Origin of the sequence: Skermania sp. ID1734 (assembly GCF_007489285.1) — a bacterium.
In the GTDB taxonomy this organism is placed as follows: Bacteria; Actinomycetota; Actinomycetes; order Mycobacteriales; family Mycobacteriaceae; genus ID1734.
Map to the genome: position 1 here is coordinate 1 of NZ_VLIY01000032.1, position 18,155 is coordinate 18,155.

Genomic DNA, 18,155 nt, shown 5'->3' on the forward strand with positions numbered 1-18,155 from the left:
CTCAGCCGAGCGGGCGTTCCACTCGGCGCCGCACACAGCGTCGGCATCGGCGGAGAGCAGTGCGTTGATCATGGTCTGCAGCAGCTCGCGCATCAGATCCGGCGACGCGTCAGATAGGGCTTGGCCAAGCAGGCCTGCAGGGTCGACAATATGGGGTGCGGTCATCGCGATGACTCCTCGAGGATTCTTTAGACGGTTGACTCGAAAGATCACGCGGTGGCCGCTCTACATCCGTCAACGACACGGATGTCGGAGACGATCTCGGCCACCGAGTTACACCACTCTATGGGGCACTACTGACTGTTGACGTGCCGGCGGATCGCGACGCGGAAATTCTCCGGTGACTGGTGCCGGACTGCGAGGCGCAGCGCCGCGGCGTCGAGAAGGTCAACAGCCTGGGTCGGCGTGGTCATAGTCCGCTCAGTGACCCGGTGTAGCTCGCCCACGACGCTGCGGCAGGTGTCCGCCACGGACTCGGCGGATTCGCGCGCCGCTCGGCTGCGGGTGGCATGGACACGGAGCTCGGCGGCCGCCAGGGTGATCGTGCGCTCACCCCACAGGTGATGCAGCGCGTAGACGAGGGTTGTGCGCGCCTCGTCGCGAGTCCCGCTGCGGGAGCTAATGATCGCGACCCTGCCAATGGCGTCGTGGCGCTCGGCCAGCGCGGCGAACGCCTCGTCGACGAGCCGCTCGCGGTTGACGAAGTGGTGGGTGACGGTGCCGGAACTGACGCCTGCTGCGATTGCGGCGTCGCGGATTGAGAACGCGCCCACTCCCCCATTGGCGATAAGGCCCCACACCCGGGCGAGCGTCTCTCCGCGCGCACTGCCGCGGGTCGTCGATCGGTTCGCAGTCACGAAGTCACCGCCCACCGCTTGATCTGATTGTTACCTGTATACGCAGTCTCCTGCGTGGCGGCTCTGCACTCTTTGCAAATAGTCAAGGAAGCTGATGTGTCCTGCCGCGGTAGCGCAGAGGTCTTCTACGTCTTCACGTGTCGGATGCAATCCTCTTTCCACCTGGAGGTCGAGGGCATCGTTGGTCACCTGCGCGCCACGATCGTCGAGTTCGGCAAACAGTTCGGGATACCGCGATACCCAGGGCAGTCGAGCAACCTCTGGCGATATCCTCACAGTTTGGCATCGTAAACTGTGACACTTTCCAGTGAAATGATCGTACGTCGGGCGAAGGTTCCAACCGCCGCTGCACCGAAACCGCAGCATGATGCCCAAAAACCCTGGCGGCAACAGCGATACAGCGCACTGTCGACCTGAAAGGCCATGGTTGAGGTGAGCGACCTCACGCCGTCAGTCGCTCTGCGCGCTCCTTCGGTTCGTGTCGATGGTCCGATGATCAAGGCGCACCGGCCGCATCGGCAGGTACCCGATACCCGGGTCCAGGTTGTGAATAACCACGTCGCAGAGCCGGCACGTCCACGTTCGGTGCGGCGGTTCGATTGTGCTGTTCCAGCCGACCAGCAGCGACCGCGGCCGGGTGAGGTCGCAGCCGTTCGGACAACGACTAGGAGCGGACTCAAGCCACTTGCCTTCGCCACGTCGCTCTATGCGCGCCTGGAAAGTGTGCAGCGGGCCATCGGGAGTCGACACCGGAAGGTGTCTCCTGACTTCCGCGACCAAGGAGAACGGTGGATTGGCCTCGGGTGGACCGCCTTCCCTGCGAACCACCCGAGGCGCGCTGTCACCGTAGCACCGATACGAACATGCGTTCGACTAGACCATGCGTTCGACTAGACCAGAGTTAGGTCGGCCCCCCGGTCGGCGTCGACTTCGAGGATCTTCTTGGCCGTGTTGTGGTGCACGTTGCCCGCAGCGGCCAGCTCTCGCAGCGACGCCTCCGGGTAGGTGGCTCGGTGCATCAGGACCGCGGCAATTTTGGCTGTGCCGGTCGCCAGTCCATGCTCTTCGCGAATACGCCGAGCCCGGCTGATCACAGTCTCTCGCGTGGCGGCGGGCACGAGGGCCGCCGTGATGTCCTCGACCAGCTCGGGGTTGCCGACCGGCAGGCCGTCCTCGACCTCATCGAAGTTAGATGCTTCGGCGAGAGGCTCGGGCGCCGTACCCGTGGCACCGCGGGCCGCGGCGGGCCTCCGCGCGACGCGACGGGTCAGGACCACAACCGAGTGCGTGCTCAAGCACAAGAAGATCGGCGGGATGCACGCGATAAGCGCCGCCACCACCGGGGTGAGCGGCTGGTTGGGCGGAGTGATGGCGTGCAGTGCGTTGCCTGCGATGCTGGTCGCGGCGGCGCCGACGAGTAGCGACCAGAAGTACCGTCGCTCCCCCGGCTTCGCGCTGTGTGCGACTACCAGAAGGCTCACCGTGGCCTGCAGGATCGTGGCGTCGACGACCGCAGGCCCCAGCCATGACAGGTGCCGGTTGGGCCAGACCCGCGTGGCCACGTCCCATAGTGCGGAAAAGCTGAGGACAAACGCGGCGATTGCGATTCCGGCCGCTGTCGCGACCGCGAGCAAGATCGCCACTCGTCGAACAAGAGGGCTAGTAGCGTCAGTCATTGGCACAGGTCCTATCTGTGTCGGGCCCTGGCGGGGCTCCACCCCCGCCAGGGCCGTTAATGGCGAGCCGCGACGCTGGTCACGGCGTATTTTAGGTATTGCTTGTATGTACGTGCGGTCTAATCGTCCAGATCGTGGTTTTTGAGGTATTCGTCGACAGCCTCTCGGAGAACATCGGTCTTGGTTACCTGCGTGCCCCGTAGCATCGAGAGCTTGAGCGCACCCCGCAGCATTCGTTCGTCCATCGAATCGGGGTACCGGTAAGTGCGGGATATAAGCGGATCATGATCACCCGCTTTCAATCTGCGCGCCGGGAGGGACGGTGACCGTCGCCCGCGCTTTCCCGGCTGCGACTCGCGCGTCGCCTCTACCTCGTCACCAGCTTTCGCCGGCGCCTGCGACGGAGCGGGTGCCACTCCCCCATCCCCCGTCATCGCCGCGAACGGATGTTGCTCAGCGGGCTTGGTGACGGTCTTGCGGTCGATGGCCATCGTCGTCCTTCCTTATTGTCAGAGCAGTTCGAGTTCGAGGGCCAGGTCGCGGTAGGCGCTACTGATAGCGAGCGACCCCTTCCCCTTCAACTGGTGAATTGGCACCGCGAGCCCGTGAGCATCCGCGACGGCGGCACGTTTCGGGATGACAGTTTTAGCTACGAGCGCCTCATACCGCCCGCGAAGCTCGTTCTCTCGGAAGTCCTGCTCGCCAGCCCGTTCCCGCCGACCAATGACGATCGCCGCAATCTCGAGGCCCTCGTTGAAGCTGCGACGAGCCATCGAGACCGATTCGATGATCGACTCGACTCCGCGCGCACCGTCCGCGGTTGCGTCGGTCGGAATGACGACACGCTGAGCCGCCGCGAGCCCGTTCGCCATAAGGCGCCCGACGAATGGACTGGTGTCGACAAGAATGTGGTCCCACTCCCCCCGCGACTCGGCCAGAGCGTTCCTCAGGCGGTAGTGGATGTCCATTGCCGCGTCCGACTCGCGGTTGGCTAGTAGCCGGTGGCCAGCCAGTAGAGACACGCCCGGCCAGTCGGCCGATGCCGGCGTCACTGCGGCATCAAGCGGCACCGTCTCCGCCAGAACATCGTTCGCGCCGTACTCGACGGCATCGGGATCGAGGCCCATGCCGGTGGTCGAGTTGGCCTGAGGGTCAAGGTCGACAACCAGCACCCGCTTGCCCGCCTCGGACAACGCCGAGGTGAGACCGACAGTTGTCGCAGTCTTCGTCGAGCCGCCCTTCTGATTGCAGAACGCCAGAGTCGTCACGAAGCCTCCTCGAAATTGAATGTACGGCCAGTATGTACAGCACGCACAAGCAGTACAAGCAGGACACGCAATACAGTCCAGTATTGCTTGCCTGTATTGTATTGCATGTAAATACGATGGCTATTTGATTAGCCAGCACCAGCAGGCAGGCCCTTAACCCACGCCACGGCGTCATCCACCTGCCAACGTGGGTGGCTCACGAGTGGGTAGACCCCGGGAACGTGCGAGCCGGACTCCCCATCGCTGAGACGAACGACCACGGGTGTTGTCACGGCGAGCAGCAGCTCTATTCGCCGGGTGCACGAGCGCCAGTTGATTGACGCACTGGGCGGTCGATGCCCGGCGCGCGCGGCTACGCTGCATCGCCTTCGCTCGAGCACGCCGGTGGACCGCTCGGGAGGCGACGTCGCGACCACGGGCGTGCCAGACGTCCCTATCGAGGATGACCCTGCTTTGGACGCGTTCTCTCGCCGCTCGGCCTGCAGCGGTCGCCGGCGCATCATCAAGCCCGCCAGGCCCGAGCAGCCACCGTGTCGCGCGGCCCTGGCCGCTGCGGCTCGCTAGGCCCTGGTCGCACAGAGTGCGGAGCACGCGCAGCAAACCGTGGTGGCGGGTTCCGGTGGGGAGTCCCGTCTGGGCGGACAACGTTGCCGCAGGGGCGGGAGTGGGGGAGAGCTGGGTGTAGACGAGGCGGGCAGTCTGGCCTAGAACAACCCAGCACGGGTGAAGGGTGAGGGACATCCCCCCGGGGCTGGTGACATCATGACTCACGGATGATCGGTAAGCGGCAGCAGGAGTGGTCAGTGTCCACACTGTTGCTTCGTGGGGTGCAGTCTCGCGATTGTGCGGTTTAACCACTGCGAGCAGCCCACGCTCTGCAAGCCCTTGTAGCCGGCGCCGGGCAGTCTCTTCGGAGAAGCCCAGCCAGGACGCGAGATCGCGGACACCGACGGGGCGGGTGAGACCGTAGCCGTCGGAGAAGCGGTGTCGGATGACTGCGACCGCTGCCGCGACGAGGTCCGGGTCGTCCCACTGGTTGACCTCTGCAAGGGCCTCGGCAATTTTCGGCTCGTGAAGCGAGGCGGTTTCGGGGCGGTAGGCGCGAGCGCGGCGAGCGATGTCCTGCCAGTGTCGCTGACACCACGACACCCACCCCGGTTCAAGGTTTCGGCCCCGGCTGCGGGCGTGGGCGTCGCGCTCACGCCACTTCTCGAAGCAGGGGTAGATCGCGTAGTAGCGCGCTGCGGCCCGCCAGGACCGCACGCCTAGGCGCCACAAGACCCAGGCCCCGGCCAGGGCGGCGTGGGACCGTCGTCCCCGTCGCGGGGACACCGTCAAAGTCTTGAACTGCTCGCGCGTCATTCGCGTTGGCGCGCGGTAGGCGCGCGGCGAGACGACCGCCAGCTCGCCGGCATCGGTGTCGTCGACGTCGTCCCAGACCATGGGAGCGGGGGAGGGGAGGGGCTCGCCCGCGTCGACGTGGGGCTGGTTCAGGGCTTCGGCGAGGCGCCGGTACGCGGCGATCGCGGTGATGCGCCGCCCATCGGTATCGGTGGGCCAGCACACCCCGCCGCCCGGCTTGAGCGGAGCGGACCCCGGAAGCCGCAGGCCATCGAGCCTGCTCCGGAGATCGACGGTGGTCTGCGTCTCGCCGGCCCACGCGCGGATCTCCGATACGCGGCGGGTGAATTCCCGCCGTGCAGCCCGACTTGGGAGGGTCACGCCGAGGTGGACGCTGTTCGGAGTACCTGACTCCGTCAAATGTGCAAGCGACGCGCCTACGGTGTCCGCGGCGTCAAGGAGGGGTTGCAGGACGCGGTCGGCGCACCGGTCGACGTCGACGACCTGGATCTCGGGGCGAATCGGGGCGATGACCGCCCACGGCGAGGTTCCCGCGCCGGCAGCCTCGCCGGCCGCCATCAGCTCGGCCGCGGTGCCCGACATGACCGGGGCTGTTTCGTCGCCGTCACCGGCCAGCTGCACGGCCGTGACCGTCGCGGCGGCATCGGCCAGCAGGAGGTCGTAGAACCCCGCCCAGCGCGTGACCAATTCGTCACGCAACACACGTTCATCAGGAGCTAGCGACTGCAAAGGGTGCGCGCTATCCTGAGACCTGTCGTCCAAGACAGTCCCTCCGGGGATATCGAGCTCAGCGGGTTGGCAGACCTGCTGGCTCAGACTTCGAGCGGTCCCCCTGGTATCCCACCGGGGGGGCCGCTTTTCTCTGCGCTACGCAGTAAGCGGCAGCGCCGTTTGAATCTCCTTGTCCGGACGGTTCGGGCCCTCGACGAGGTCGGACCGGCCTAGGCGTGTGTAGAGAGCATCGGCGATGAACTGGCCCGTGATGCTGTAGCCAGCAGCTCGGGCAGCGGCATCTAGGTCGACTTCGGTGTGTGCCCGGAAGTGCCAAGCCTTGCGCTCGCCCTTGCTAGGTCGAGGCATATGCAGGTCACCCCTTCCGTATCCGTTCTTTCAGATGAAGTCGTTCAAGTTCGCCGAGCGAAGTGTCCACCACAAGTGATTCTGATTCGAGTATTTCGGCGGCGACACGCCGAGGGACTAGCCTGTCCGATTGACCGAGTTCGAGGGTGAGCGGTGGAGGACTGCGAGAGTGGCTGACGTTGTATCGGATGAGGCACGCCGACAGATCGCGTCTGTACGCTCGCCTTTCGTCGTGCGGCTCGATCTTCCGTATGCCCTCGATAAGCCCGAGACCGAGGTGCTCGTCGAGGGAGCGCAGACCCCCGGTCACTGTTCGGTGATGGTCGCGTTGCTGCTCGCCGAACACACGCCGATTCCCGACGCCAACATCCAGGTTCGGGTGTGGGCCTGTGACGGCGACTCGCGACAGTTGGTGTTCGACGAGACCATGCAGGCCCACTCGGTGAACCCGTTGATGGCGGAGTTCGCTGTACGAGAGGTGCTGGAGCGGGTGCCGCCGCTCGACGAGGCCGCCGAGGAGGCTCGTCGAGCGTTGGGTGGGCCCTTCGACACAGACCACGCGCTCGCTGTCGCCAGCCTGAATGCGAACCGCACAACATGACCGATCCCGACGGCCAGTCGGGGGAGTGGCTTCTAGTAACGACGTTTCGCGGCGTGGTGGGGAAGGTGGTCGCGAAGTCGCGCGCGCCGGAGGCCGTCCTGGAGGACAGCCAGGACCTATTGCGCGCGCTGAAGAAGGTGCGCGCGCTGGGTGTCGTGACGGATATGAGTCTCCTCGCCAAGGAAGCGGAGCGCGTCATCCGAGCGGCAATCGCTCATCGCTCCCCGAAGGTCGGCGAGCAGCCAGTCGCTTTCCGCGATCACTTCTTCCGGCCGATCGCCAGTCCAGCCGTATCCGGAGCCGACACCGTGTTCGCGGTGTGGCTGTGGGTGGGCCTTGACGGCATCATCCCGCCAGAGCCACCGGTGACCGCGGCGTGGGCGTGGGACATCAAGGCACGTCCCGCCCTGGCCACCTATGGTCCCGGAGTCGGCCCGCTCTACCGCCGCGATGACCTTCGGCCCGGCAAGCAGTACGACATCAACGAAATCGCCGCCATCGTTGCCCCGACCGTCGACGTCTCGGCGATCGCACCGCTCCTTCTGGAGCCCGTGGACGGTACGACGTTCGCGCTGGCCCCGGAGCCGGATCGCGGCCAGGACGGGGCAGTGTCACTGGCCGCGATGCGGGCTATCACGGAGGTGGTCTACGACCCAGATCTCGAGCGGTGGGAATGGCGCGGAGTGACATGGGATGTCACCCACGTCGACCCTCCCTCGATCACACCCCAGCGAGTGCTGGCACAGATGCTCGCCGGCCCTGATGTGTGGACAGCGACGGCCTACTGGTCGCCCATTCAGCTCGTGAGCATGACCGGGTCGCGCCAACGGCCCGCAGAACTGCGCCTCGATCCTTCCACCCACAAGGCGGACCTGCGTCCGGACAGTCGCGCGGAGGTGCGCCGGATGCTCGAGGAGCTAGACGTTGCTGAGTCGGCAACCGCCCGCATCTGGCTGGGGGTCCACGACGGTGGGTACGCGCCCTATGACGTTGCTGCGGTACGCCTTCGCGATTCAACGGTCCCCGCTGCGGCGGTGTCGTTGCGCCGCGCATCACAGTGAGTTGACGCCGTGAAGCAGAAGTCGGTACCTTCACTAACGCTCCGCTCAAATCGTTCGGTTTGACGGAACTGCCGGGTTGACGACCCGCCCGGTGGGTGCGAATTAGTTGCTCCGGCAGTGCTGGGGCGACGTCGTCATCCCACCGGAGAGCCGCACGTCAATGCCGACAGATCTCACTTCGACGATCCCCCGTAGCGCTACCGCCTACAGCGGCTTGAACCTGCGGCTCTACGACGCCTTCGTCCTGCACTTCACCTCCCCGCGCGCCTGGGGATGTTCGTTGTCCGACCTCACCGAGATGTACCGCCGGCACGGCACAGACGACCACGCCGAGATCGGCGTCGGGTCGGGCCACTTCGTGACCGAGCAGACCCGCCACATCGACTGGACCGCGCTGAGCCTTATTGATCCAAATCCCGATGCGCTGCGGTTTGTCTCACGACGCGTCTCGCCCGGGCGCGTCGCGGTCGAGTGCGCATCGGTGGAGCACCTTCCCCTCAACGACTCTTCGCTCGACCGGGTTCTGACGTCGAACACCGTCTACTACATCGGCGATCTAGCGATCGCGTTCGCTGAGGTGCACCGTGTTGTAAAGCCGGGCGGCACACTGGTTGTCGGCGTGGGCGATCCCGGTTTCATGGCTCGGTTACCGATCGCAGGGCACGGACCGATCCTGCGGCCGATAGCTGATATCGCCGCCACGCTCGGCGGCGCGGGGTTCACTGTGACGTCCCACGCGCGTCTCGACGAGACCGCCGACGCATTCCACGTAATAACCGCCACCCGAGGGTGACTGGCCGATTCTCGTGGTGGTGGCCCGCAGCCTTAAGAGGGGCCCTGCGAGCCACCACCTGCGACCACGGCCCCGTGGTCCTTGCCCATCCTAACGGAAATGTGCCGATGCCTGAGTGGACACCACGCGCGCGCGATCAGGCAGCGCGCGAGCGCGTCTCTAGGCTGCGAGGGCGTCTGGTAGGTTCACCTCGCGCCCACCCTGGTAGGGGTGAGAGGCCGGTCCCGTCGAGACCGGTGGCGGCCAGGACGCCGGCAACCTTGCGGACGCGCTTGTACTCCGGGACCTTCTCCGCGGCGTGGACTGCCCATTCCCAGATCACCTGAGTGGGGATCCACAACGGAATTGAATGCCGGGAGAGGCGATCGGCGAGCGTTGTCACGCGGTCCAAGTTCAGCTGGCCGCGGCCGATCGCGTTCGTGTCGAGCACGACCGCGCGGATGTCAGTGCGGGGGCCACCGGTGCTCACCGGGCAAACATAGGCCCTGACCGGCGCCGGCGCGGATCGAACGGTCTCCTGTCCATCGGGTGGTCCTGAGCTGGGCGCGTGGTGACATGCACGAGCAGAAGCGGGCCGCGACACGGTGTGTCACGGCCCGCTTCTGTCCGGGTGGCGGTGCTCAGCAGACCCGGGCGCTGCCGGACTGAGCGGTGATGCCGCCCGGCGGGACGACCCGCGCCTGCCAGAGGATGCAGGTGTTGCCCGGCGCGTACACCTGGTTGGTCCAGTACGAGTTCGGCGACTGGGCGTAGCTCCGCGACCACTGCCACCCCGAGTAGGGGGAGTTGATGCCCGCCTCGCTCGCGCGGCCACCGACGTTGCTGACCCGCACCCAGTTCGTGCCGCAGGTCGGGCTGTAGCGGACCTCGATCGTCGCGCCGCCGACGACGGCGCGGCTGATCGTCTGGGTCGATCCGTTGGCGCAGCCGCTGCTCAGCGGGTCACCGCTGGGATAGGCCTGCGCCGCGCCCGTCCCGGTGAGGGTGAGCGCCGCGGCGCCGGCGGCGGCGGCCAGACCAGCGGCGATCCGTGTCTTCGTGGGTGCCATCGTCGTCTCCTTGATCAGTGCCCGTCCCGGGTGGGTTGGACTCTGTAGTCATGGTGAGCGACAGGCGATTTATCACGCACACGCTAAATTAATGCCCCACACCACGGGGGAACGATGACGCCATCACGACCGCGGGGACGGCCAGAAGCGCCTCTGTCCCCGCCCACCACACCGCTGGAGCAGTACGGGGCTGCGGTGCGGCAATATCGCCACCTGCACGGCCACTCACCGGCGGCCGCCGCCGACGCGTGCGGCTGCACACGGTCGGCGCTCAGCCAGATCGAGACCGGAAAGCTGCGGCCGGGCGCGGATCTCGCACAAGCCATCGACGACGTACTGGGTGCTGATGGTCTGCTCGTCGATCTCTATCACGCGAGCCGACCGGTGAGCCGTCGGGAGAAGGAGCGGTTGGAGCAAGCGCGCGCCGATGCCCCGCCGCTTGTGCTCGACCCCGCCGATGCCTCGGACTGGGTCTGTGACGTCACCGTCCCCGACGGCACCCTGATGGCCCCGGGCGAGACGTTCGTCAAGACCTGGCGCGTTCGTAATGCGGGCACCGTGGCCTGGGAGGGGCGCTACATCATGCGCCAGGGGCCGCTCGCAGGCCCGACGCTCATCGCCACCAAACGACTTACCCCGGTCGCTGACACCCAGCCCGGTGACACCCTTGATGTGTCGGTGATCTGCCGCGCGCCACGGATTCCGGGGACGATGACCGCCCGGTTCAAGTTCGCCGACAGGTGGGAACGCCTGTATTTCCCGAACTCGATGCCCGACGGCATCATCGCCACCATCACCGTGGACGAGAACCGCACTCCCCGCGACGCGTAGACGTCAGATCCGAGGGGGTGATCGCTTCCCACCCCGATGCGTGTCTGGCGACCACGCTGGAGTGCGCTACGCCTCGAGCCCCGCATCGTTGTCGGTCGTCACCTGATGCTGGGCTGCCGGGCTGGTCGGCAGCGTCGGCGCCATCTCGGGGGCCGTGACAGGAGTGTCGGCGGTCGCCGAGGTCGCTCGCGCGGCGTCCTCCGCCTGCCGCTCGGCGGGAGACAGCGCCGCTCGACGGTCCCGCTCGGAGCGGGCCTCGTTGAGCATCGCGGTGTAGTGCGCCCGGTTGGCATCGGCGCGCGCGTCAGTGCGGGCGGCGGCGTGGTCCTTGTATTGAGCCTGTTCGAGTTCGGTGGACAGAGCGGACGTGTCGGCGGCGCGCGCGACGATCTCACGCCACTGATCGGGGCGCAGGCCGGTGGCCGCGGCCGCGGCGTCGGCGGCGCGACGAGCGAGGTCGGCGCGCTGGGCAGCGGTCCCGTGCTGGGCGGTGAGCGCGGTGAGTTGGTCGTGCAGCGCCGGGCGGTCTCGCCGGCGGGCACTGTCAAGAACACGGCGGATCGCCGCGGCGTCGGCGGCGATGCGGGCGTGTGCGTTCTCGGCGTCGGTCGCGTCGGCGGCCGCGGTGAGCGCTGCCTGCGCGCGGGCGGCCGACTCGTGCAGCCGCTCGTGGGCCGCACGCACCGCGGCGGTGGCGTGGCCGCGGTCGGGATCGAACCGGTGGAGTTCGGCGCGGTCGGCGTCCAGGCGCGCCAACTGCTGGGATGCGGTGCGCTCGCGGGTTGCCAGTTCCGCGTCGGTGACGGCCCGGACACCGACCAGGTCCGGCACAGGTGGTGCGACCACGACGTCGTCCGCGGCGGGGATGTCATGGTCGATCGCGGTGTCGGGCAAATCTATGTCGCGCAGGTGGGTGGCCTGATTGCCGTGACGGCGCGCGAGTTTGGCTTCCAAGCGCCAGGCGCGGGTGGCGAGGGTGTCGCGGTGGGCGCGGGCGTCATCGAGGGCACCGCGGTCGAGTTCCTGGGCGAGTAGCCGGACGGTGTCGATGTCGCGGTCGGTGACCGGGCCGCCGGTCTGGGCGCACACCTGGTTGTAGGCGTCGCGGGCAGCGGCCAGGCGGGTGGTGGCGGTGTCGAGGTAGTCCTGGGCGGTGGTGATGCGCAGGGTGAGCAGTTCGGCGTCGGCTTCGTGTCGCACCGCGGTGTCGACGTCGCCGGACAGCCGCGCCTCGGCGGCGAGGTCGAGCAGATCATCGCGGTCGGTGAGCAGCGTTTCGACGTCGTGGTCGGCGTCGGCCCATTCGGCGTGCGCGCGTTCGAACGCGACCGCGGTCTCACGCTGGGCGTCTTGGCGGGCACGGAGCTCGAGGATGCGGGGCAGTGCCGCGGTCTCGTGTGGGCCGGTGTTGGGGTAGGTCAGCGAATCGCGGACGGCGGCGACCTCGCGGGTGGCCTCGTCGAGCTGGGCGAGGGTCTCGTAGCGATCGGCGATGAGCACCGCGACGTCGTCAGACAGTGCAGGCGGGGCGATCGGACGCGCGTCGGTGAGGTCGTCGAACGCCAGCTCGTCGTAGTGGTCGACCTCCGGTGGCGGTGCGCCGAGGTCAGCGTCGGGTGGCGGTTCGGTGGCGAGCAGGGCCGCGAGGTAGTCGTCGTCGACGCCGGTATCGGCGGGGACGGTGACGTCGTGGTCGGGGTGGGTGTCGGGGCCGACGCCGGCGGCGGTGGCTGCGGCTTCCTCTGCCTCGGGTGACAGCGGCGCGTCGACGACGTCGACGACCGGCGCTGTGGGGGCGGTTGCGAGCAGGTCGATGCGCCAGGTGAGTGCGCGGGCGTATTCGTCGAGGCGGACGGTGTCGGCGTGGTCGCCCTCGACGCCGCCGTGGAGGAGGTCTTCGGCGGTGGCAAGCAGGTCGCGTGGAGTCCAGCCGGTGCGGCTGGCGGCGCTGACTGCGGTGACCAGTGACGGCCATGCGGGGTCGGTGATGACGGCAGTCGCGGCCCGCTCACCGAGGACGGCGGCGACGTCGTCGATCCAGTCGGGGGTGATGTCGGTGCTGGTGGTGTCGAGGACGGCGGGCGCGAGTTCCCCGGACAGCCGCCACCACAGGGCGGCGGCGGGCATCTCCGTGGGCAGCGGCGCCTGCTCGGCGGCGTCGACGGCGAGGGCGGGGACGTCGATACCGGCGCGGGCTGCGGCGGAGAGCTGCTCGCACAGTTCGGGCCAGTACGGGTCGCGGCGCAGGTGCGGGCCGATCGCGTCGGCCAGGCCGTCCCAGCGGGCGACGTCGGTGGAGGTGTCGACGACGGCCGCGGCACGCTCGTCGAGGCGACGTTGCGCGCGGCGCAGGGCGGCGGCGTATTGGTCGGGTCCGGTGAGTCGGCGGTCGGTGTCCTCGACTCCGGTCGCGGCGCGGAACACCGCAAGATCGGCAATGAGGTCAGTGGGCGCCTCGGCGGCCAGGAGCGGTCGAGCCCACCGGGGGGCGTCGGCCAGAGTCCATTCGGCGGCGGCCGCGGCTACCTGGTGGGACAGGTCGGCGACGCGGTCGGCGCGGGCGGCCAGGTAGGTGTCCCAGCGGGGGCGGTGGGTCAGTCCGGTGGGGATGGCGGGCAGCCAGGGCAGCGGCCCATGGCCTGCGGAGTGCACGCCGGAGGGGTCCAGGCGCCAGTCGAGGACGGCCGCGGGGTCGGCGGCGGTGTCGAGTTCTCGGGCGGCGATCGCGGCGCGCACCTCGGCGACGGCGTCGCCGCCGTTGGCTTCGATGGTGGCCAGGTGCTTACGCAGCACCGGCCACGCCGCGGCGTCGGTGAGGCCGGGGTGCGCGCCGGTCGCGGCGGCTTCGATCTCGGTGATGCGGGCCGCGCCGAGGTGGTGTTCGGCGCCGGCGCCGAGGGCGTCGTCGTAGGCGTGCGCGGCGGCCGCGAGACGCCGGAACGGGTCGAGTGCCTCGCGGGCGGTGGTGGTGGCCGAGGCTTGCGCGTCGTCGCGGCCGAGGATGCCGGTGAGCACCTCGAGGCCGGTGTCGGGAGTGCGGGCCTTGGGGGTGGTGACCTTGTGTGGGTCGGTCTCGGCGGTGGAGAGGTAGACGTGGTTGCCGCGGCGGCCGCGGGTCATCGCGACGTAGAGCAGTTGCCGCGACAGCATGTCCGAGCCGACGACGTGGCAGGTGTCGGCGGTCATGCCCTGGGCGGCGTGGATGGTGCTCGCGTAGCCCAGGGTGACGTTCTCGGCGACGTAGTCGGAGGGCAGCACCAGGGTGCGGCCGAGGTCGAGGTGCTTGGCGGTGATGCGCCCGTCCGCGGCGACCTCGGTGACCGCCCAGCGGTCGCCGTTGCGGACCCAGTCGGTCGCTGACAGTCGCAGTGACCGCTTGTTCAGGCGGGTGCAGATGATGTCGCCGGCCGAGGCCGACAGCCCGTCGGCGAGGGTGACTTCGCGGCGCCGGGACGGCCGGAACGCGGCCCGGTTCTCGGCGAGACGTTGAGCGCGGGCGCGTTCGTTGAGCGCGTTGACCGTCTCGCGGGTGGGGGCGAGGATCACGCTGTCCAGGCCGGAGGCGCGGTCAGCGGTCCACGCCTCGTAGGCCTGGTCGGCGGCGACGGAGTCGGCGGCGATGTGGATGCGATGGTGGTCGGCGTAGTAGCCCAGCGCAGCTGGATCGCCTTCACGCAGCGCGAGAGAGGCTGAGCCTTCGGCGGGGTCGGAGAAGCGGACGACCTCGCTAAGGGTCAGTGCCCCGGTCTCGTGCGCGACGTCGCGCAGCACCCCTCCGGCGGAGATGGATGCGAGCTGTTGATCGTCGCCGATGAGCCGAACACTGGCGCCGGTGGACAGCACGTGGGAGATGAGGGTGTCGAGGTCGGCGGTGCCTGACATTCCGGCTTCGTCGACCACGACGAGGCTGCCGCGGTCGAGGTTCGCCAGCCAGCGGGGGACGTCGGTGGCGCGGCCGTCGCGGTGCTTGGTGACGACGTCGACGAGCTTGGCGACGGTGTCGGTTTCGGTGCCCAGTTCTTCACGCAGGACCGCTGCTGCGGCGGCGGTGGGGGCGAGGCCGATCACGGTGCGACCGTCGCCGTTCCACGCAGTGGCGAGGGTGCGCATGGCGGTGGTCTTGCCGGTGCCGGCGGGGGCGAGTGCGACCTGCACGCGGCGGCCGGAGGTGGCGAGTTCGCGGACCATGGCGGTCTGTCCGGCGTTGAGTTCGCGGCCGTTGGCGGCCTGCTCGAGCAACGCGATGTCGACCGTGTCGGGGCTGATCGTCATGCCGTCGGTGCGGCGGGCGGCGGCGATGATGCGGGTCTCGGCGGCCAGGATCGCCTCGGTGGTGAACAGGTCTGTCTCGTGGGTGGTGTACACGCTGGCGCCGTCGGCGCGGCGCAGCACGGCGGGTTCGTTGAGGTCGCCGTCGAGGCGGTCGGCGGCGCACGAGATGGCCATGTCGGGGCCGAGAGCCGCGCTCGTGATGGCTTCGACCGCGCCGCTGATCGTCTCGGGGGCCAGGGTCTGATCGCCGCGCAGGAGGCGTTCGGCTTCGGCGCGGATGTGGGGGCGTTGCCAGCGGGCACGCCCGGAGGAGACGGTGTCCAGGACGGTGGCCGCGTAGTCGCGCACCTCGGTCTGCGTGAGCGGTTCGGTGCGCAACACCACCGGCGTTCGGGTGGTGTCGGCGAGCATCCGCGCCAAGGCTTGTTCGCCGCTGCGGTCGGAGAATCGGCCGCGGAACACAGCCAGTGCTTCGCTGCGCCAGGCGGCGCGTTGTTCGGCGAGCGAGCGTGGTTCGTGCTTGGCGGTGCGGGTCTCCAGGGTGGCTCGTTGCGCCAGATCGAACGCCTCGGTCGAGGTGGGTTCGCGGCCGTGGTCGGCCTGAAACTGGGCGGAGAGTTCGTCGGTACGGGCTTCGATCGCCGCGCGGCGAGACGACCATCTTTCGATCAGATCGGTCGGAACACCGACGATTTCCCGGACCGGCCGCTTGCCCCGGTCGCGGCCCGCTTCCTCGGCGAAATCCACCCCGACGCGGCGCCGCAGGTGGGCTTCCATGCGGCTGTTGTAGATCTCAGACGCGGTGACCGCAGCCTTGTGCAGCGGACGCCCGTCGAGCGCGAGCCACCGCTTGAGACCGGTTGCCCGGTCGGTCACACGCACCTTGTTGGAGACGGTGACGTGGGTGTGCAAATCGGGGTCACCGGCGCGGGAGTCGCGGTGGGTGAACGCTGCCGCGATGAGGCCGTCGGTGTCGACCTGGGCCACACCCCCGGTGCCCACCCGGGACAGGGCAACGTTGTTCTCGATGAAGGCCAGGGCGTCGGCGACGGCGTCGTTGTGCGCGGCTTCGATCTCCTCAGCGACCGAGCGAGGGGCGATCGCCCACAGCGCGGACACCGACTTCACCGGAGAGAAGGTGAGGTCGTATCCGGCGACCGACGACGGTGGCCGGCGCGAGGCGGTGGTGATGAACCCGGCGATCTCACGGTCATCGGCGGGGGGACGACCGTGGGCCTCGGTGAACATCTCCGTGGCCAGTTCGGTGCGCAGTCGGGCCCGTTCGTCGGGGTCGATCGCGTCGCACCACCGGTTGCCGTTGGCGAGGTTGTGGTCGCGGAACTTCTCGGCCAGACGCTGCACGAACTGGGGGGCGTCGGCGGTGTTGATCGCGAACTCCCGGCCCAGCTTCGACGCCTCCAGAGCGCCGGCCGCCGACCCGGTCGCGGTGGTGAACGCGGCCTCGATCGCATCAGCGTTGGGGTGGCGACCCTCACCGAACAGCGCCTTCATCTGCGCCTCGGTGACATGCGATCCGGGCTCGACGATCCGAGCGTCGACGTCGGGACGGGCGGGCGGGAAGTAGTTCGGGCGAACGGCATTGGGGGAGTGAGGCGGCTCCGACAGGGCCTCCAGGCCCCGGCCCATCCACCGCCCCGGCGCCTCACCCTTGGCGAGGTAATAGTCCGCGAGTGGCGTGCGGCCCTTGTCGGTGGCGTCCATCGCTGCGACCTGCTTGGTGAGGTACGTGTACCCGTCACCCGCAGTCAGCTTGTGCAGCGACATCACGGGCTCACCATAGCCCCGGCCATCCGGACATGCGAGCAGACTTTACTAACGCATTACCTTAGTGCAAGAGGTGTGTGGTTGATCTGGTCTTGGTCTTGCTGTTGGTCAGATGGCTAGAGCGGGGTCGGGGTGCGGATGGGTGACTGCAATGGACGGGGGTGTTGGGCGCGAATGGATGGCAGGGGAGTGTCTGGTCGGGAACAGGTGTACGGCGGGGCTTATGGTGAGGTGGCGTGTGGTCCATCAGGGAGACCAGCCGCACGAGCGGGTGATCGGCGTACGACTCGAACTGCTCCAGGCAATCCGGCGCCGAGATCTCACACCTCAGGTGCATGAGATGATCGGCGCGAAGTACGTCGGCTTGTCGTGTGCCGATGATGGCCTCGGTCAGACGTCGCGCGGCCCTGGCGGTGGCCGCAGCGTCATCGTCGGGCCCGGACCCCAGACGAACCGCGTCGAGCACAGTCGTCGCCCCTGCTGCGGTCATCTGCGCGTCGTGGGCGAGTACCGCGGCAGTCGGCTCCCACTCCACATCCGGCCGCGGACGCATGTGGTACTCCGCGTGATCCGTGTGCAATTCGACTGCCCCGGGGATCAGATAGTCCCCGTCGAAATCCTCTCCGACTCCGACGCGGCCACGTTCCAGGTCGTGAATCAGTCCATCGCGAATCGTCACCGCGCCCAGCACCACCTCATCGCGGAGGACGAGCCGCGCGTTGTCGAGAACCAGCTCACCGCTCATCGCGGACCTCCGTCGACGGAAACGTCAGGGGCGCGGCGAAGCGGCGCCCGGTGACCGCACATGGATGGCCGGAGGGCGAGAAGTCCTCCACGAACACGACGCGGTCGGCGACCATCTCGCGAACCTCCGCGTCATGGAACACTCCGAGCACCGCGGCTCCAACCTCCAGCTTCTCCGCGATGAGCTCAATCACGACCTGCTTGTTCCCCGTGTCGAGGGAGGCGGTGGGCTCGTCCAACAACAAGAGGGGCAGGTCCGCGATGAAGCCGCGGGCAATGTTGACTCGCTGCTGCTCGCCGCCGGAGAAGGTAGCCGGCGGGAGCGCCCACATGGTGCTAGCGATTTGTAGTCGCGACAGTAGATCTGCGGCGCGGCTGCGCGCGTCCTCGACGTTCACGCCCCGGTCGATCAGCGGCTCGGCCACGACCTCAAGCGCAGGTACTCGCGGGACGCATCGGAGAAACTGGCTTACATAACCGGCCCGTGAGGAACAACGGAACGAAAAGTCACGCCAGGACCTGATTGCTGGGCGTACGGTGTGCGGCTGTGCCGGTGGAGTTCCTATCCGATGAACAGGCGCGGGCGTTTGGGCGGTTCACCGGGATTCCGACCCGTGAGGACCTGGACCGATTCGCCTTTCTGGATGACGCCGATCTGGAGCTGATCAGTCGGCGCCGCAGTGACTATTCGAAACTCGGGTACGGCCTACAACTGGTGACGGTGCGCTGGTTGGGAACGTTCCTGCCGGACCCGTTGGATGTGCCGGTCGCGGTGC

The 18,155-nt window shown here is 68.2% G+C and carries 16 protein-coding genes and 1 pseudogene; 5 read left to right on the forward strand and 12 right to left on the reverse strand.

Annotated features, from left to right (window positions below; translation table 11 throughout):
* From FOS14_RS23900 to FOS14_RS23930, 7 genes and pseudogenes are all read right to left on the reverse strand, one after another.
* Window positions 1-165 (reverse strand): annotated as a pseudogene (locus tag FOS14_RS23900) (IS256 family transposase); the annotation flags it as partial.
* Window positions 166-293: 128 nt separating this feature from the next.
* Entirely contained in the window at window positions 294-857 is a 564-nt protein-coding gene (locus FOS14_RS23905; RefSeq protein ID WP_185981926.1) for a TetR/AcrR family transcriptional regulator, read from the reverse strand.
* Window positions 858-1,747: 890 nt separating this feature from the next.
* Window positions 1,748-2,500 carry a DUF2637 domain-containing protein gene (locus tag FOS14_RS23910; protein WP_221936766.1) on the reverse strand — a complete coding sequence of 251 codons (753 nt, stop codon included), beginning with the start codon at window positions 2,498-2,500 and terminating at the stop codon, window positions 1,748-1,750.
* A gap of 152 nt (window positions 2,501-2,652) precedes the next feature.
* Entirely contained in the window at window positions 2,653-3,024 is a 372-nt protein-coding gene (locus tag FOS14_RS23915; RefSeq protein WP_143773361.1) for a hypothetical protein, read from the reverse strand.
* A gap of 18 nt (window positions 3,025-3,042) precedes the next feature.
* A complete protein-coding gene (locus FOS14_RS23920) occupies window positions 3,043-3,801 on the reverse strand; it encodes a ParA family protein (protein ID WP_185981927.1) in 759 nt (252 codons plus the stop codon).
* Between the two features lie 171 nt (window positions 3,802-3,972).
* A complete protein-coding gene (locus FOS14_RS23925) occupies window positions 3,973-5,865 on the reverse strand; it encodes a hypothetical protein (RefSeq protein WP_143773363.1) in 1,893 nt (630 codons plus the stop codon).
* A gap of 165 nt (window positions 5,866-6,030) precedes the next feature.
* Window positions 6,031-6,243: a hypothetical protein gene (locus tag FOS14_RS23930; RefSeq protein WP_143773364.1), complete on the reverse strand. Its 213-nt coding sequence runs from the start codon at window positions 6,241-6,243 to the stop codon at window positions 6,031-6,033.
* Between the two features lie 169 nt (window positions 6,244-6,412).
* Between FOS14_RS23930 and FOS14_RS23935 the strand changes: the two genes are divergently transcribed.
* The 3 genes from FOS14_RS23935 to FOS14_RS23945 all read left to right on the forward strand — a co-directional run bounded on the left by FOS14_RS23935 (window position 6,413) and on the right by FOS14_RS23945 (window position 8,698).
* Entirely contained in the window at window positions 6,413-6,844 is a 432-nt protein-coding gene (locus FOS14_RS23935; protein WP_143773365.1) for a hypothetical protein, read from the forward strand.
* Complete coding sequence (locus FOS14_RS23940; RefSeq protein ID WP_143773366.1) at window positions 6,841-7,905, forward strand: hypothetical protein; 1,065 nt, start codon at window positions 6,841-6,843, stop codon at window positions 7,903-7,905. The genes FOS14_RS23935 and FOS14_RS23940 overlap by 4 nt, the downstream gene beginning before the upstream one ends.
* 160 nt (window positions 7,906-8,065) lie before the next feature.
* Window positions 8,066-8,698 (forward strand): class I SAM-dependent methyltransferase, encoded by a 633-nt coding sequence (locus FOS14_RS23945; RefSeq protein WP_143773367.1) that lies wholly within the window; start codon window positions 8,066-8,068, stop codon window positions 8,696-8,698.
* 136 nt (window positions 8,699-8,834) lie between these two features.
* Here FOS14_RS23945 and FOS14_RS23950 read toward each other — a convergent pair whose 3' ends face one another.
* On the reverse strand, window positions 8,835-9,167 hold the full coding sequence (locus FOS14_RS23950; RefSeq protein WP_143773368.1) for a hypothetical protein: 333 nt from the start codon (window positions 9,165-9,167) through the stop codon (window positions 8,835-8,837).
* A 151-nt stretch (window positions 9,168-9,318) separates the two neighbouring features.
* On the reverse strand, window positions 9,319-9,747 hold the full coding sequence (locus tag FOS14_RS23955; RefSeq protein WP_143773369.1) for a DUF2690 domain-containing protein: 429 nt from the start codon (window positions 9,745-9,747) through the stop codon (window positions 9,319-9,321).
* Window positions 9,748-9,861: 114 nt separating this feature from the next.
* Here FOS14_RS23955 and FOS14_RS23960 point away from each other — a divergent pair, with 114 nt between their 5' ends.
* A complete protein-coding gene (locus tag FOS14_RS23960; RefSeq protein ID WP_143773370.1) occupies window positions 9,862-10,578 on the forward strand; it encodes an NBR1-Ig-like domain-containing protein in 717 nt (238 codons plus the stop codon).
* A gap of 66 nt (window positions 10,579-10,644) precedes the next feature.
* Here the strand turns inward: FOS14_RS23960 and mobF are convergent, their stop codons facing one another.
* From mobF to FOS14_RS25400, 3 genes are all read right to left on the reverse strand, one after another.
* Window positions 10,645-16,635, reverse strand: coding sequence for a MobF family relaxase (mobF, locus tag FOS14_RS23965; RefSeq protein ID WP_255450585.1), 5,991 nt, complete (start codon window positions 16,633-16,635; stop codon window positions 10,645-10,647).
* Window positions 16,636-16,696: 61 nt separating this feature from the next.
* Window positions 16,697-17,380, reverse strand: a complete 684-nt coding sequence (locus FOS14_RS23970; RefSeq protein WP_143773372.1) for a phosphonate metabolism protein PhnM — start codon at window positions 17,378-17,380, stop codon at window positions 16,697-16,699.
* Entirely contained in the window at window positions 17,370-17,945 is a 576-nt protein-coding gene (locus FOS14_RS25400) for an ATP-binding cassette domain-containing protein (RefSeq protein ID WP_143773373.1), read from the reverse strand. Before FOS14_RS25400 ends, FOS14_RS23970 begins: the two co-directional genes overlap by 11 nt.
* On the opposite strand from FOS14_RS25400, the gene FOS14_RS23980 reads away from it, so the two are divergent.
* The coding region (locus FOS14_RS23980) for a DUF4158 domain-containing protein (protein ID WP_185981917.1) at window positions 17,927-18,155 on the forward strand (229 nt) is incomplete at its 3' end. The two genes, FOS14_RS25400 and FOS14_RS23980, sit on opposite strands and share 19 nt — an antisense overlap.